The sequence below is a fragment of the Streptomyces sp. NBC_00335 genome, from assembly GCF_036127095.1.
Taxonomy (GTDB): domain Bacteria; phylum Actinomycetota; class Actinomycetes; order Streptomycetales; family Streptomycetaceae; genus Streptomyces.
On sequence record NZ_CP108006.1, the window covers coordinates 2,170,194 to 2,186,349 of the forward strand.

Below are 16,156 nucleotides of genomic sequence, written 5' to 3' on the forward strand. Positions count from 1 at the left end.
ACCTGCGGGCGGGTCCGGGCCGGGGAGGCCGCCCGGACCCGCGCCCTGGGACCGCTACTGGTTGGCCAGCACCTGGTTGACGGCCTTCTCGGCCTCCGCGAGGAGCTGCGCCGGGTCGGCGTCCTTGTTGGTCAGGACCCCCGACATCACCTTGTCGAGGACCTTGTAGACCTCCTGGGCCTTCGCCGGCTCGGCCTTGCCGGCCACCGGGTTGTCCAGGAAGGACTTGAAGTTGGCGACCGGCATGGTGGCGCTGGCGGCCTTCAGCTCGTCGTCCTTGGCCTTGCTGGCGCCGGTGAAGAAGGCGGGCTGCGGAAGCCCGACCGGCAGGCCGTCGGTCTTGGAACGGTCGTACTGGAACTGCCCCTTGCCGACCGCGAGCGTCTTGAAGTTCAGCCAGGCGATCGCGGCCTTGACCTTGTCCGGCGAGCTGCCCTTCTTGATCATGTAGCCGTTGCCGCCGGCCAGCGTCGCGGCGCCGCCGGGGATGGGGCCCATGCCGAAGTTCTCGTACTTGCCCGCGAGCTGCTGGACCATGTAGGTGATGTCGTCGGGCGCGGCGAGGAACATGCCGAGCTTGTCCGAGGCCATCTGCTTCTGCAGGTCGCCCCACTTGAGCAGCTGGGTCTTGCCCATGCTGTCGTCCTCCCAGCGCATGGCGCGGAGGTTGTCCACGACCTGCTTGCCTGTCGCGTTGTTGAAGGCCGCCTTGCCGTCGGCTCCGACGACGTCGCCGCCCAGGCCGTACATGGCGGCCGTGAAGTGCCAGCCGCCGGTGTTCTCGACGCTGTACTCGCCGTAGCCGGCGGTGCCGTTTCCGAGGCCCGCGATCTTCTTGGCGGCCGCGCGGACCTCGTCCCAGGTGCGCGGGGGCTGGTCGGGGTTGAGGCCCGCCTGCTGGAAGAGCTTGCGGTTGATCAGCAGGCCCATCGTGTAGTTGCTGGTGGGCAGCCCGTAGAGCTTGCCGTCCTGCTTGAGGGTGTTGACGACGTTCTTGTCGATGTCGTCGATGCCCGGAACCGTCTTGGCCGTGACGTAGGCCGAGATGTCCTCGGCGCCGTCGTTGTCCAGGACCTGCTTGAGATCGGTGAAGTAGGCGTAGAAGACGTCCGGCTGCGACTTGGCCTTGAGCATCGCCGTGAACCGCGGGGGCTCCAGGCACTGGCCGGGGGTGGAGCGGCCGTCGATCGTGACGTTCGGGTAGGTCTTGTTGAACTCCGCCACGTCCTCCTTCCACTGCTTGAGCTCGGCGGCCTTCGCCGCCGGCGGCATGCAGTCGATGGAGATGGTGACCTTGGCCTTCGGGTCGAGCGGCGCGGAGGCGTCCGTGGAACCGCCGGACGGCTGGTTCTTGGTGTCGTCCCCGCTGCTGCTCGTACCGCAGGCCGCGAGGGCGGTGACGGCGAGCGCCGAGACGAGGGCGGTCGCGGTGGTGCGGCGGATGTTGGTTCTCATCGGTGGTCCCCTTCGAGCATCGAGCAGGAGGCGTGGGGCGTGTATGGAGGCGAGCGCGGCACACTCAACCACCACCGACAGATGAACGCAATATCTCGCGCAGATTTCGCAAGAGATTGGCAGCAGAGCGCCGGGTGGCACGGAGGGTGAACGCAAAACAGGGCCCCGAAACGTCAGCGGGACGTTTCGGGGCCCTGTGGCCGGGGGCTCAACTCGGTGGAGCCCGGCGGGGCGTTACTCCGGACGGGGGCGCGGCACCTGCGCGGTGGAGCCCCGCACGACGAGCTCGGGCTCGAAGAGCAGCTCTCCGGGCTGTACGGCGGCCCCCTGGATCTGTGCGGTGAGCAGCTCCACGGCCGCCCGGCCCATGGCCTCGATGGGCTGCCGGACGGTGGTCAGCGGGGGTTCGGTGCAGTTCATGAAGGCCGAGTCGTCGTACCCGACGACGGAGACCTCGCGGGGCACGTCCAGCCCGCGGCGGCGGGCCGCACGGATGGCCCCCAGGGCCAGGGGGTCGCTCGCGCAGATGATGCCGGTCACCCCGCGGTCCAGCAGCCTCGACGTGGCCGCGTGGCCGCCCTCCAGGGAGAACAGCGCCCGCTCCACGTGGGCGGCGGGCAGCTCGGTGCCGGCCGCCGCGGCGACCGCCTGGGCGGCAACCAGCTTGCGCAGGGAGGGGATGTGGTCGGGCGGGCCCAGCACCAGCCCGATGCGCTCGTGACCGAGGGAGGCCAGGTGGCGCCAGGCCTGTTCGACCGCGACGGCGTCGTCGCAGGAGACGCACGGGAAGCCGAGGTCCTCTATCGAGGCGTTGATCAGCACCACCGGGACCTTGCGGTCGTGGAGCAGCCGGTAGTGCTCGTGCGGGGCGTCGGCCTGCGCGAAGAGCCCGCCGGCGAAGACGACGCCGGACACCTGCTGCTGGAGCAGGAGCTCGACGTAGTCGGCCTCGGAGACCCCGCCCGTGGTCTGCGTGCAGAGCACCGGGGTCAGCCCCTGCTGGGCCAGTGCGCCGCCGATCACCTCGGCGAAGGCCGGGAAGATCGGGTTCTGGAGTTCCGGCAGGACCAGGCCGACCAGCCGGGCGCGTTCGCCGCGCAGCTGGGTGGGGCGCTCGTAGCCGAGGACGTCCAGGGCCGTGAGCACGGACTGGCGGGTTGCGTCCGAGACGCCCGGCTTGCCGTTGAGCACCCGGCTGACCGTTGCCTCGCTGACCCCCACCTTCTTCGCCACTTGAGCAAGTCGTCGCGTCATGAACGCAAGAGTAGCGCAAACACTGCAAGTTCCTTGCAGTTCGATTACGGCCAGTTTGGCCCATCGGAAACCGGCGCGGAACCCCCCGCGCCCCACCGGCCCCGGCGATCTCCCGGCGGCGAGCGGCGGGGCACCCCGAAGGGATGCCCCGCCGCCCTCGTTCCCCGGTGCGGGCCGCCCGCTAGGGCAGCTGGTTGATCTTGAACGTCGAGGTCGTGTTCCGCACGTCCACGGCGTTGTCGCTCATCCTCAGGTTCTGGATGGTCACCTCACCCACCGCCGGACCCTGTCCCGCCTCGGGCATCTCGTTCGCCCAGAGACCGAACCCGGACTTGGCGTCGAAGGCGTCACCGCTCTTCTTCGCCCCCGTGATGGTGATGTCCTTCAGAATGGTGTCCTTGATGGGATTGACCGGCTGGCCGCCGACGTACTGCGTCTGGAACATGATTCCGCTGTAGGTCGGATCCACGATGTCCACGTTGTTGATGCGGATTCCCTGGAACACCTTGGACGCCGAGAAGATCCAGATTCCGGGGAAGGTCTGCGCCCCCCAGAAATGGCCTCCGGCCCGGACGATCGAGATGTTCTCGAAGAGCGTCGGGTCGGTCCCGAATCCGTTCATCGGATACCCGAAGTCCAGCGAGCTGATGGTGATGCCCGAGTAGACGAGGATGTCGGCGATGTAGATGTTGCGGAAGGTGTTGTCGAAGCCGCCGTAGACGGCGACACCGGCCGCACGCCAGGTGAGGATCGCGCTCAGGTTCTCGTAGACGTTGTTCTTCATGTCCGCGCCGCCCGCGTCGATCGCGGAGAACAGCGCGAAGCTGTCGTCACCCGTGGACCGCGCCTCGATGTTGGTCACGAGGTTGTCCGTGCTGCCGTTGGTCATGTTGATGCCGTCGGCGAAGGTGTCGCGGATCCGCGAGTTCTTGATCGTGATCCGGTCGGTGTTGGCGCCCCAGTAGAGGCACACCTGGTGTTCGTTCCAGATGTTGTCGATGGTCATGTCGCTCACGTTGGCGAAGTCGAAGACCTTGCCCGGACCGTCGATGCGCGAGGTGTAGTTGCCGAAGTAGGCGAAGCCCGTGAAGGACGAGCCCTTCGCGGTGCCCTCCGCGCGCCAGCCGTTGTCGGTGTTGTCCTGCGAGGACGGGGCGTGGAAGCGGGTGAACCACGGTCCGGCCCCGACGACCTGCACGGCCTTGCCGTACACCTGGAACTTGCTGGCCGTGTCGTAGTCGCCCGGCGGCAGGTAGACGCCCACGAGCTTGCCCGTGGTGTCCATGCGGACCTTGTCCAGGGCGTTCTGCACGTCCTGGTGGGTGAAACCGGTGGGCACCGTGTAGGTGGCCGGGTCGGGGTTGGGGATCACCGTGGCCTGTTCCAGGCTCACGAAGTCGATCGCGTAGGTGGTGGTGTTCGCCGCGTCCTTCTGGAGGCGGATCTTGCTGCCCGCCGGGACGGTCTCGCCGAGCAGGATGTTGGCCTCGTCGTAGATGTGCCGCGGGGCTCCGGCGCTCGGGGCGTTGCCCGGGCCGGCCTCGGCCCCGTAGAGCCAGGCGTACTTCGAGGTCAGCGGCAGGGCCTTCTTGAGGACGCCGTTGACGTAGACGTTGACGGTGGAGTCGATGCCGCCGCCGCCCGGGGCGTCCGGGATGGAGAAGCGGGTGACCAGGGTGTTGGTCGCGGCCCGGGTGGTGAACTCGACGTACTCGCCGGTCGCGTCCAGGTTCACGGCCTTGCGGCCCGAGGCCTCGCCGGCGATGTCACCGACGGTCCGGTTGGGGCCGACGACGCCCGCTCCGCCGCCGACCACGCCGTCCTCGGCCTCGTAGGTGTCGAAGGGCATGTTCGCCCCGCGGCCGACGAAGAAGGGCTTGGTGGAGGTGTTGTTGGCGCGCTTGACCGGCAGTTCGTTGGCGTCGTCGGCGAGGACCACCTTGACGGTGTACTTGCCGTTGGCCGCCGTCCAGTTGCCGAGGGCGATCGGCGCCGAGGAGGCACCGGCCGCGAGCGCTCCGCTGAAGGATCCGGTCAGCGTACGGACGGTGGCGCCGCCCGCGTCCTGCAGGGTGAGGGTGACGTTGTGGGCGCCCGCGGCGGCGGCCACGGTGCCCTGGTTCTTGACCGTGACGGAGAATCCCACGGACTGGCCGGCGGACGGGGCGCTGGGCGACCAGGCGACGGACGAGGCCACCAGGTCCGAGCTGTCGACCGGGCGGACCACCAGCGGGGAGCCGGTGAGGCTGTTGTTGGTCTCGTTCTGCTCGATGACCGTGTTCGCCTCGTCGACGACCGCGCTCAGCGGGTAGGTGCCGGCGTCGCGCGGACCGATCCCGGCAGTGACCTCGGCCGAGGCGCCCGCGGCCAGCGCGGGCACGCTGGCGGAGGCGATCTTCGAGCCGCCGAGCCGGAAGGAGACGGAGGTCGACGCCGCCGGGGCCGGGCCGCTGTTCTTGACGGTGGCGGACAGAGTGACGGAGTCCGACTCGACCGGGGTGGCCGGGGCGGCGCTCACCGCGGTGACCTGGAGGTCCGGGTTGGGCGCCGCGACGCCGAAGACCTGGAACTCGGCGATCTGGCCGTTGGAGGAGCCGGTGTTGGAGGTGAAGCGCAGCTGCACGTCCGCGACCCGGGCGTTCACCGGGATGGTGACGGTGTTGGAGCCGGAGGCCGGGTTGAAGACGTAGTCCTTGGCGGCCACCAGGCCGGTGACGCCCGAGGCGCTCTGCTCGCGGCCGAGCACCTGGATGTTCTGGGTGCGGGTGCCCCAGCTGCTGTCCGGGTTGAGCTTGAGGACCAGGCGGTCGACGTCGGCGTTCGACCCGAGCTTGACGGTCAGCGTGCTCGGGTAGGCGCCGCCCGCGCCCTCCCAGTAGGTGGAGGTGCTGTTGTCGTTGGCGTTCTCCGCGACGAAGGTGTGGATCACGGAGGAGCCCTCGATGGGCTTGCCGACGGCCAGGTTGGAGCCGCCCGTGCCTCCGCTGCCGTTGCGGGTGACGGAGTTGCTGTCGCCGGAGCGGTTGCCCGCCGCGTCCTTGGCCCGGACGAAGTAGCTCACGGTGGCGGTGGCCGGCTGGGTGTCCGTGTAGGTGGTGAGGTTGCCCGCGACCGTGGTGAGCAGCAGGTTGTTCGCGAAGACCTCGTAGCCGGTGACGCCGACGTTGTCGGTGGAGGCCTGCCAGGCCAGCTTGATCTGGCCGGCGGCCGGCTCGGTGAAGGCCAGGGCCGCCGGGGCGGTCGGGGCCTGGGTGTCGCCGGTGTCGCCGGCGCGGGTGACGCTGTTGCTGTTCGCCGACTGGTTGCCGGCCGCGTCCTTGGCCCGGACGTAGTAGGTCACGCTCGCGGAGGCGGGCTGGGTGTCGGTGTAGGTCGTGACGTTGCCCGCGACGCTGGTGCGCAGCTGGTTGTTGGCGTACACCTCGTACCCGGTGACGCCCGTGTTGTCGGTGGCGGCGTTCCAGGTGAGCTTGATCTGGCCGGTCGCGGGCTCGGTGTAAGCGAGGGCGGTCGGGGCCGTCGGGGCCTGGGTGTCACCGGTCGTCGGGCCGTAGATCTCCAGCTCGGAGAGCTGCCCGCCGGGCTGTACGGAGTTGGCCGATATCCACACCCGCACGTAGCGGGTGGTGGTGGCGTCGAAGGTGATGGTCACCGCGTTGGCGGCGGCGGCGTTGAACTCGTACGCCTTGGACGCCGTCAGGTCGGTGTAGTCCGTCCCGTTCGCGCTGCCCTGGATCTTGAGGGTCTGGGTGCGGGCACCCCAGTTCTCGGGCAGCTTGAGGACCACGCGGTCCACGCGGACGGAGGAGCCCAGGTCGGCCCGGAGCCACTGGGGCATGGCGTTGTTGACGCTCTCCCAGTAGCTGGCGGAGTTGCCGTCGCCGGCATTGCCCGGCACGTAGACCTGGGTGTTGCTGCTCGCGGTGAAGGTCTTGCCGAGGGCCAGGTTGGTCCCGGAGTCACCGGGGGCGCGGACCTCCAGCTCGGAGAGCTGGGCGGCCTGCCAGCCGGTGTTGGCGGTGATGTCGATCCGCACGTACCGGGCCTGGGTGGCCGGGAAGCCGATGGTGACCACGTTCCCGGCGCCCTGGCCGAAGGTGTACGTCGCCGAGCTCACCAGGGTGCTGAAGCTGGTGCCGTCGGCGCTGCCCTGGACGGACAGGGTCTGGTTGCGGCTCTCCCAGGAGGCGGGGAGCTTGAGCACCACCTGGTCGACGCGGGTGGTGGCTCCGAGGTCGGTCTGCACCCATTGCGGGAAGGTGCTGCCGGCGCTCTCCCAGTACGAGGACTGGTTGCCGTCGGTGACGTTGCCGGCCGCGTAGGCGCCGTTGGTGCTGCTCGCCGTGGCGGGCCTGCCCGCCGAGACGCTCGGTCCGCCGGCGGCCGCGGCGGTCAGAGCGGGCCAGCCCAGCATCAGCAGGGCCGTGCTGATCAAGGCGGCCAGGGTCCGCCATCTCCAGTTGTGCCTTCTCATATGTCCTCGTCCCTCGACATGAACTTTCTGAACCACAAGAGCGACAAATTTGCAGTGCGCGGTGCGAGAGTTGCAGAGCTTTGGCGAGTCGTCTACATCTCTGACCGCACTTTCATGCCTTCATCGCTTGCGCAAGCTGGGCGCAAATAACGCAAGCCATTTGCGTGAGGGGGAGAAATTCCGCTTACGCCCGAACCGCTCTACCGTTCGTACTCATGCGGTCCCTGCGGTTCCTCCACATGAGCGCTCGGCGCCTCGGGCTCCCCCGACGGGCCGCCTCCCAGATCCTGCTGACCCAGCTCGCCATCGCCGCCGGGGTCCTCGCCCTGGCCACCGGCCTCTTCCTGGCCCCGCTGAGCGCACAGCTCGACGACCAGGCCATGCGGCGCGCCCTGACCATCGCCCAGAGCGCCGCCGCCGACCCCGCCCTGGCCACCGGCCTCCTCGGCTCGCCCCCCTCGCCGGACAGCCCGGTACAGGCCTCGGCCGAGCGGATCCGCTCGGCCACGGGCGCCGAGTACGTGGTGGTCCTGGACCTGTACGGGATCCGCCGCTCGCACCCGAGCCCCGACCGCATCGGCCGGCACGTCTCCACCGACCCCGGTGACGTCCTGGCCGGCCGCGAGGTCATGGAGATCGACGAGGGCACCTTGGGCCGCTCCGCGCGCGGCAAGGTGCCCCTGCTCGCCGCCGACGGCGAGATCGTCGGCGCCGTCTCGGTCGGCATCGCCTACGACAGCGTCCAGGGCCGCCTGCTGGGCGCCATCCCGGGCCTTCTCGCTTACGCGGGCGGCGCCCTGGCCGCGGGCGCCCTCGCCGCCTACCTGCTCTCGCGCAGGATCCACCGACAGACCCGCGACCTGGCCTTCTCCGATATCGCGGGCCTGCTCGCCGAGCGCGAGGCGATGCTGCACTCCATCCGCGAAGGCGTGATCGCCCTCGACCGGGCCGGCCGGGTCCGGCTGGTCAACGACGAGGCGGCCCGGCTACTGGGCCTCGCCCCCGAGGCCGCCGACGCCGTCGCGGGGCGCGCGCTGGACGAGGTGCTCGGCGCGGGCCGCACCACCGACGTCCTCACCGGCCGGGTCACCGGCCGCGACCTGCTCACGGTCCAGGGCAGCCGGGTCCTGGTCGCCAACCGGATGCCCACCGAGGACGGCGGAGCAGTGGCCACCCTGCGCGACCGCACCGAACTGGAGCACCTGGGCCGCGAGCTCGACTCCACCAAGGGCCTGATCGACGCCCTGCGCGCCCAGGACCACGAGCACGCCAACCGGCTCCACACCCTCCTGGGCCTGCTGGAACTGGGCCTGTACGAGGAGGCCGCGGAGTTCGTCACGGAGGTGGTCGGCGTGCACCGCAGCACCGCCGAACAGGTCACCGAGAAGGTGCACGACCCGCTGCTGGCCGCTCTGCTGATGGGCAAGGCCACGGTCGCCGCGGAGCGCGGGGTCCCCCTGCGGCTGGCCGATTCCGCCCTGCTGCCCGACCGACTCGTCGACCCGGGCGGTCTGGTCACCATCCTCGGCAACCTCGTCGACAACGCGCTGGATGCCGCGGTCGGCTCGCCCGCACCGCTGGTCGAGGTCGACATCCGTGCGGACGGCCGCACGGCGGTCCTGCTGGTCCGCGACAGCGGCCCCGGCGTCCCGGTGGCGCGCCGCGAGGAGATCTTCACCGAGGGCTGGTCGACCAAACAGCCCCCGGCCGGCGCCCACCGCGGACGCGGGCTCGGTCTCGCCCTGGTGCGGCGCCTGGCCGAACGGCAGGGCGGCACCGTCCGGGCCGGCGAGGCAGCGGACGGAGGGACGGAATTCTCCGTCGTGCTCCCGGAGGCCCTGCGATGAACGATTCCGACGTGTTCAGCGCATCCGGCTCACCTGCCGGATCGGGCGGATCCGGCATCTTCGGTGCTTTTGACGTACTGGTCGTCGACGACGACATGCGTGTTGCCCGGATCAACGCGGCCTACGTGGCCAAGGTTCCCGGCTTCCGCGTGTCGGCCCAGGCCCATTCGGCGGCGGAGGCACTGGCCTTCCTCGACTCACGCCCGGTGGACCTCATCCTCCTCGACCACTACCTCCCCGACGAGAACGGCCTCGACCTGGTCCGGCGCCTGCGCGAGCGCGGCCACCACACCGACGTGATCATGGTGACGGCCGCCCGCGACCTGGCCACCGTGCAGGCCGCGATGCGCCTCGGCGCCCTCCAGTACCTGGTCAAGCCGTTCACCTTCGCGGGTCTGCGCACCCGCCTGGAGGCCTACGGGGCCCTGCGCCGCACCCTGGACACGGGCGGCGAGGCCGAACAGGCGGAGGTGGACCGGATCTTCGGCGCCCTGGCCGCGGCCGGCGCCGACGCCCCGAGCGACCTCCCGAAGGGACACTCCCCCACCACCGCCGACCTGGTCCGCGGAATCCTGCGCGCGGCCGAAGGCCCGCTCTCCACCCAGCAGATCGCCGACCGCGCGGGCATCAGCCGCCAGACCGCCCAGCGCTACCTCAAACTCCTCGACCGCACCGGCCGCGTCACCCTCGCCCTGCGCTACGGCGAAACGGGCCGCCCGGAACACCGGTACGCCTGGCGCCCGCCCACCACGGGCTGACACCGGCCGGCCGGTCCCGCTCCCCCGCCATGTCGGCCCTACACCGCCCCGGCCCCGGTCAGCGCGCGGACCTCGGTCTCGGCGTGCCGCCGCTCGTCCGGCTCCTCCGCCGAGGTCACGGTGCCCAGCCAGCCCGCCAGGAAGCCCAGCGGGATGGACACGAGGCCGGGGTTCTGGAGCGGGAAGAGCTGGAAGTCCACACCAGGGAAAAGGGATTCGGGGCTGCCGGAGACCACCGGGGACAGGGCCACCAGCAGCACGGCCGGGAGCAGCCCCCCGTACACCGACCAGACGGCGCCCCGCGTGGTGAACCCGCGCCAGAACAGCGAGTACAGGAGCACCGGCAGGTTCGCCGAGGCCGCCACGGCGAAGGCCAGACCCACCAGGAAGGCCACGTTCAGGTCCTGGGCCAGCAGCCCCAGCGCGATCGCCACCGCCCCGATCCCGACCGCCGCCATCCTGGCCACCGTCACCTCGCTGCGCTGCTTGGCGTGGCGGCGCTTGAGCGAGGCGTACAGGTCGTGCGCGACGGACGCCGACGAGGCGAGGGTGATCCCCGCGACCACCGCGAGGATGGTCGCGAAGGCGATGGCCGCCACGAAGGCGAACAGCACCGCGCCGCCGGTCGAGTCGGCCCCGCCGCCCAGGAAGGCCGCGAGCAGCGGAACCGCCGTGTTCCCCGAGGCGTTGGAGGCCCTGACCTGCTCCGGCCCGAGCAGCGCCGCAGCACCGAAGCCCAGCACGATGGTCATCAGGTAGAAGCCGCCGATCAGCCCGATCGCCCACACCACCGACCGGCGGGCCGCCCGCGCCGTGGGCACGGTGTAGAAGCGCGACAGGATGTGCGGCAGCCCGGCCGTGCCCAGGACCAGCGCGAGCCCGAGGCTCATGAAGTCGAAGCGGGCCGTCCAGTCCCCGCCGTACTTGAGCCCGGGGCCCAGGAACCGGTCACCGTACCCGCTGCGCTCTGCGGCGCTGCTGAGCAGCTGGTCGAAGTTCCCGTGGAAGCGCAGCAGCACGAGCACGGTCAGGGTGATCGCCCCGCCCATCAGCAGCACGGCCTTGACGATCTGGATCCAGGTGGTGGCCCGCATCCCGCCGAAGGACACGTAGATCACCATGAGGGCGCCGACCCCGATGACGGTCAACGTCCGTGCGGTCCGGCCCGAGTCGGCGAGCAGCAGGCCCACGAGGCTGCCGGCGCCGACCATCTGCGCGACGAGGTACAGCACGGAGACGACCACCGACGAGGTCCCGGCGGCGATCCGCACCGGCCGCTCGCTCATCCGCGCGGCGACCACGTCGGCGAGGGTGAACCGGCCGCAGTTGCGGACGAGTTCGGCGACGAGGAACAGGACGACCAGCCAGGCGACGAGGAAGCCCACCGAGTACAGCAGGCCGTCGTAGCCGAAGAGGGCGATGAGGCCGGAGATGCCCAGGAAGGAGGCGGCGGACATGTAGTCACCGGCGATGGCGAAACCGTTCTCCATCGGCGAGAACAGTCGCCCGCCCGCGTAGAACTCCTCTGCCGAACCGTGCCTGTTGCGGCTCACCCAGGTGGTGATGCCCAGGGTGACGGCGATGAAGACGCTGAACAGGAGCAGCGCCAGGGTCTGGTGCTCGGTGGTCACCGGCCCGCCCCCCGGGTCCGGGTGCGCTCCCCGGCATCCGCCCGGCGGACCTGCTCCTGCTCGAAGACCGTCCAGCGAAGGTCCAGGGCCGCGCGGTCCCGCCGCAGCCGGGCGTGCCGGGCGTAGGCCCAGGTCAGCAGGAAGGTGCTGAGGAACTGGCCGAGGCCAGCGAGCAGGGCCACGTTCACGGACCCGAACACCGGCCGGGCCATCATGCCGGGCGCCGTGGTGGCGGCGATCACGTAGGCCACGTACCAGAGGAAGAAGCCGACGGTCGCGGGGACGACGAACCTCCGGTAGCGGCCGCGCACTTCCTGGAAGGCGGCGCTGCGCTGCACTTCGAGGTAGATGTCGGACGCTGCGCGCGCGGGTTCGGCGCCGGGGCCGGAGCTCGGGGGTGACGTTTCCGCTCCGCCGCCCGACGCTCCGCCGGACCCCTCGCCCTCGCCCCAACCGACGGCCAGCGCGTCGTACCAGGGGTCGTCCAGCCGGATCGTTCCGGCATCACGACCTTCGTGCTTGTCCACCGAACTCTCCTTGTCCGCCGCCGCAGTGGCCGCGTGCCCACAAGGATGTGCGGGAGGGAAGGTTTCCGGACTGGTGTCCCGGTGCTCTTCACTCCATCAGGTGATGGAGTGAAGAGCACCGGTGTGCCAGTGCCCCGGAAGTGCCACCGGAGGTCTCCCGGTAGCTCGGGGTCCGCTCGGGGTCCGCTCAGGCGTCGATCCGCGAGCGGTCCAGGGTGGCGGCGGAACTGGTGATGAACTCCTTGCGCGGAGCCACCTCGTTGCCCATGAGCAGGTCGAAGACCGACTCGGCCGAGTCCAGATCGCCGATGTTGATCCGGCGCAGGGTGCGGAAACGGGGATCCATGGTGGTCTCCGCCAGCTGGTCGGCGTCCATCTCGCCGAGGCCCTTGTAGCGCTGGATCGAGTCCTTGTACCGGATGTTCTTGCGCTGGTACTCCAGCAGGGTCTGGCGCAGCTCGTTGTCCGAGTACGTGTACACGTACTTGTCCTGCCCCTTCTTCGGCTGGACGAGCTCGATCCGGTGCAGCGGCGGGACGGCCGCGAAGACCCGGCCCGCCTCGACCATCGGGCGCATGTAGCGCTGGAAGAGCGTGAGCAGCAGGCAGCGGATGTGCGCGCCGTCCACATCGGCGTCGACGAGCAGGACGATCTTCCCGTACCGCGCGGCGTCGATGTCGAAGGTCCGGCCCGAGCCGGCTCCTATGACCTGGATGATCGCCCCGCACTCGGCGTTCTTGAGCATGTCCGAGACCGAGGACTTCTGGACGTTGAGGATCTTGCCCCGGATGGGCAGCAGCGCCTGGAATTCGGAGTTCCGGGCGAGCTTGGCCGTGCCGAGCGCCGAGTCCCCCTCGACGATGAAGAGCTCGCTGCGCTCCACGTCGTCGCTGCGGCAGTCGGCCAGCTTGGCGGGCAGCGAGGAGGACTCCAGCGCGGTCTTGCGGCGCTGCGCCTCCTTGTGCTGGCGGGCCGCGATCCGGGTCCGGGCGGCCGCGACGATCTTCTCCATCACGGAGCGGGCCTGCTGCTTGTCGTCCCGCTTCGTGGAGGTCAGGAAGGCCTTGAGCTCCTTCGCGACGACGGCCGCGACGATCCGGGTGGCCGCCGAGGTGCCGAGCACCTCCTTGGTCTGGCCCTCGAACTGCGGCTCGGCGAGGCGGACGGTGACGACCGCCGTCATGCCCTCCATCGCGTCGTCCTTGACCACGTCGTCCTCGGCGACCCGCAGCAGCTTCGCGGAGCGCAGCACCTCGTTCACGGTCTTGGTGACCGAGCGCTCGAAGCCGGAGATGTGGGTGCCGCCCTTGGGGGTGGCGATGATGTTCACGAACGACTTCACGTTCGTCTCGTACCCCGTGCCCCAGCGCAGGGCGATGTCCACGCCGAGTTCACGGGTGACCTCGGTGGGGGTCATGTGGCCGAGGTCGTCGAGGACCGGGACGGTCTCCTTGAAGATGCCGGTGCCGGTCAGGCGCAGGACGTCGCAGGCCGCCTTGTCCTGGGCGAGGTACTCGCAGAACTCGCTGATGCCCCCGTCGAAGCGGAAGGTCTCCTCGGTCTTGCCGGCCCCTTCCAGGGCCCGCTCGTCGCGGACCACGATGGTCAGGCCGGGCACGAGGAAGGCCGTCTGGCGGGCGCGCTGGTAGAGCGTGTCCAGCGTGAGCTTGGCGTCCTTGAGGAAGATCTGCCGGTCGGCCCAGTAGCGGATGCGGGTGCCGGTCTTGCCCTTGGCGATCCGCTTGCCCTTGCGCAGGCCGTTCGCGGGGTCGAAGGGGCTGTCGGGGCCCTGCTCGGTGAACATGCCCGGGACGCCGCGGCGGAAGCTGATGGTCTGCGTCGCGCTGCCCCGGTCGACCTCCACGTCCAGCCGCGCCGAGAGGGCGTTGACCACGGAGGCACCGACGCCGTGCAGGCCGCCGGAGGCCGCGTACGACCCGCCGCCGAACTTGCCGCCGGCGTGCAGCTTGGTCATGACGACCTCGACGCCGGAGAGGCCGGTCTTGGGCTCGACGTCCACGGGGATGCCGCGGCCGTTGTCGCGGACCTCCACGGAGGAGTCCTCGTGGAGGATCACCTCGATGTGGTCGCAGTACCCGCCCAGGGCCTCATCGACCGAATTGTCGATGATCTCCCAGAGGCAGTGCATGAGGCCCCGGCTGTCGGTGGAGCCGATATACATGCCGGGGCGCTTGCGGACGGCCTCGAGGCCTTCGAGGACGAGCAGGTGCCGCGCGGTGTAGTTGGAGCCGTCCCGGTCTGCTCCGGTCAGCAGTGCGCTGGAAGGCACGGACGTGTCGGCGGTCACGCAGTTCGCTCCTCGCTGAATTTCTTTTCTGGCCCGGTCGGGCGCAGTGGTGGCTCGGTTGCCGTTGGAAGGGTACCGAGGCCTGGTAGAGCCGATGCAACGCCATCCCAGCCCCTTCACCAGCCTAGTGCAGGTCCGTACGCCTGTTCGATCCCCCGGGAGGGTGAAGCAAACATCACGTTCCCTTCCACGCATGAACCATTTAGTGTTCGGGCACGTCCTCATGAACAACCGGCACTCAGCCGGAGAGGGCAGAACTGCGACAAGCGAACGACCTGACAACGCGAAACCGTAAAGCAACGCAATACGGCTCCTTCGCCGCCAACCGGCAACGGCCGGCCAGCTTCGGAAGGAAGTTTCGAGGAAAAGCCGCGAGCGGGAACGTTTTCGGCCTGGTTGGATGTTGACCCTGGTACGACAGCTCGTCGAGCTAGAGAAGAGGCGACGTGACTACTGTTCTGACACCCGCGACCCCGCTGACGGCCGCTGACCGATGCGACCGTTGCGGCGCCCAGGCATATCTGCGCGTCGTCCTGCTGAGCGGCGGTGAACTGCTCTTCTGCGCCCACCACGGGCGCAAGTTCGAGCCGGAACTCAAGAAGATCGCCGCGGAAATACAGGATGAGACCGAGCGGCTTACGTCCGCTCCGGCGGCCAGTGCCGCCGAACCCGAGGACCGCTGACACAAGGCCTAAACCTCGCATCCGACGAGCCAGGACCGGCGTAGCCGGTCGACGGGCGGTACCTCTGCGACCCAGAGGCACCGCCCGTCCTCATGCCCGGACAGCGTTCGGCGTGTCCGGGCGGCGTTCAGCGCTTCGGCGCGGGCCGGCCCCCCGCCGCGAGGCCCTTCCCGGGCCCCTGGGCGGGGCGTACGTCCATCCCCAGGACTCCGCGGGCACCAGGAGGGCCCAGGGCCCCCCGGGCCGTCTCCGGGCCGCTGGCGGAGTCGGTGGCAGAGCCGGACTCGGCGACGAAGCCAATCAGCGGTGCGATCCGCGTGTACACCCCCGGGCTGTCCGCGCGCCCGCAGCCGCGCCCCCAGGACACCAGCCCGATGAGCCGGCCCTGAGCCACCAGCGGGCCGCCGCTGTCGCCCTGGCAAGCGTCCTTGCCGCCCGCGCGGTCCCCCGCGCACACCATGGAGTCGGCCCGGTACTGACCGTCGGCGTCTCCCGGGTAGGCCCGCCCGCACACCTCGTCCGCCATCACCGTCACCCCGGCGGCCCGCAGCCCGTAGGCGTAGTCGCCGAAGCCGCTCGTGTCGCCCCAGCCGTATACGGCGGCCTCGGTTCCGGCCCCGTACGCCGGATGCCCGAGGGCGGCCATCGGCAGCACGTTCTGCACGGCCACGGCTTCGACCAGCTCCAGGACGGCCAGGTCGCCGGCATTGCTGCCCGGGTCGTAGGCCGGGTTCACCCGGGCGGAACGCACCGCGATCTCCCGGCCCTCGCTCGCGCGCAGCTCCGTACGCCCGGTGATCACCCGGAAATCGCGGACGGACTCGACCGGGCCTCCCAGCACCTGACGCCCCAGGCAGTGGGCCGCGGTCACCACCTTGGTCGGGGCGACGAGAACGCCCCCGCAGAACTGGCCGCCGCGCGTACCCCCGAACCGGTCACGGCTGGCGAGGGCCACGACCCACGGGGCATCGGCCACCTTCACCGGCCTTCCGCCGATCACCACGCTGTCCGCGGCCGCTCGCGGCGCCTGGGAGAGCGGCGCCGCCGCCGCTCCCGCCGCCAGGGTCAGCGCTCCCGCCAGGACACGGGCAAAGGGACGACGCATGAGGCCTCCTGACTCCGAGTGTGCATGACTCCACTCAGAGTGGGACGCCCGGTGGCCGTGCGCACCCGCGCGGCCACCGGCGACGACCTGCGGCGAACCCCTCGCCGCGCCCGG

At 70.4% G+C, this 16,156-nt stretch carries 10 protein-coding genes; 3 read left to right on the top strand and 7 right to left on the bottom strand.

The genetic code is table 11. The features are described 5' to 3' along the window. Window positions 1-54 precede the first annotated feature (54 nt). The 3 genes from OHA37_RS09635 to OHA37_RS09645 form a co-directional block, all read right to left on the bottom strand. On the bottom strand, window positions 55-1,455 hold the full coding sequence (locus OHA37_RS09635) for an ABC transporter substrate-binding protein (RefSeq protein ID WP_266903926.1): 1,401 nt from the start codon (window positions 1,453-1,455) through the stop codon (window positions 55-57). A gap of 234 nt (window positions 1,456-1,689) precedes the next feature. Next, a complete protein-coding gene (locus OHA37_RS09640; RefSeq protein ID WP_266903927.1) occupies window positions 1,690-2,709 on the bottom strand; it encodes a LacI family DNA-binding transcriptional regulator in 1,020 nt (339 codons plus the stop codon). Between the two features lie 181 nt (window positions 2,710-2,890). Beyond that, window positions 2,891-7,183, bottom strand: coding sequence for a galactose-binding domain-containing protein (locus OHA37_RS09645; RefSeq protein WP_266903928.1), 4,293 nt, complete (start codon window positions 7,181-7,183; stop codon window positions 2,891-2,893). Between the two features lie 239 nt (window positions 7,184-7,422). Here OHA37_RS09645 and OHA37_RS09650 point away from each other — a divergent pair, with 239 nt between their 5' ends. Both OHA37_RS09650 and OHA37_RS09655 read left to right on the top strand, forming a co-directional pair. Beyond that, window positions 7,423-9,030: a sensor histidine kinase gene (locus tag OHA37_RS09650; protein WP_266903929.1), complete on the top strand. Its 1,608-nt coding sequence runs from the start codon at window positions 7,423-7,425 to the stop codon at window positions 9,028-9,030. Beyond that, window positions 9,027-9,788 carry a response regulator gene (locus OHA37_RS09655; protein WP_266903930.1) on the top strand — a complete coding sequence of 254 codons (762 nt, stop codon included), beginning with the start codon at window positions 9,027-9,029 and terminating at the stop codon, window positions 9,786-9,788. The genes OHA37_RS09650 and OHA37_RS09655 overlap by 4 nt, the downstream gene beginning before the upstream one ends. Window positions 9,789-9,826: 38 nt before the next feature. Here OHA37_RS09655 and OHA37_RS09660 read toward each other — a convergent pair whose 3' ends face one another. The 3 genes from OHA37_RS09660 to OHA37_RS09670 form a co-directional block, all read right to left on the bottom strand. Then, complete coding sequence (locus OHA37_RS09660; RefSeq protein ID WP_266903931.1) at window positions 9,827-11,419, bottom strand: solute symporter family protein; 1,593 nt, start codon at window positions 11,417-11,419, stop codon at window positions 9,827-9,829. Beyond that, the gene (locus tag OHA37_RS09665) at window positions 11,416-11,946 is read right to left on the bottom strand and encodes a DUF485 domain-containing protein (RefSeq protein ID WP_266903932.1); all 531 of its coding nucleotides are present in this window, start codon (window positions 11,944-11,946) and stop codon (window positions 11,416-11,418) included. The genes OHA37_RS09660 and OHA37_RS09665 overlap by 4 nt, the downstream gene beginning before the upstream one ends. Window positions 11,947-12,133: 187 nt before the next feature. Beyond that, complete coding sequence (locus tag OHA37_RS09670) at window positions 12,134-14,254, bottom strand: DNA gyrase/topoisomerase IV subunit B (protein WP_266903933.1); 2,121 nt, start codon at window positions 14,252-14,254, stop codon at window positions 12,134-12,136. A gap of 446 nt (window positions 14,255-14,700) precedes the next feature. Here OHA37_RS09670 and OHA37_RS09675 point away from each other — a divergent pair, with 446 nt between their 5' ends. Next, window positions 14,701-14,937 carry a DUF7455 domain-containing protein gene (locus tag OHA37_RS09675; RefSeq protein ID WP_112449103.1) on the top strand — a complete coding sequence of 79 codons (237 nt, stop codon included), beginning with the start codon at window positions 14,701-14,703 and terminating at the stop codon, window positions 14,935-14,937. A 127-nt stretch (window positions 14,938-15,064) separates the two neighbouring features. Here the strand turns inward: OHA37_RS09675 and OHA37_RS09680 are convergent, their stop codons facing one another. Continuing rightward, window positions 15,065-16,042, bottom strand: a complete 978-nt coding sequence (locus tag OHA37_RS09680; RefSeq protein ID WP_266903934.1) for a serine protease — start codon at window positions 16,040-16,042, stop codon at window positions 15,065-15,067. Between the last annotated feature and the right edge of the window lie 114 nt (window positions 16,043-16,156).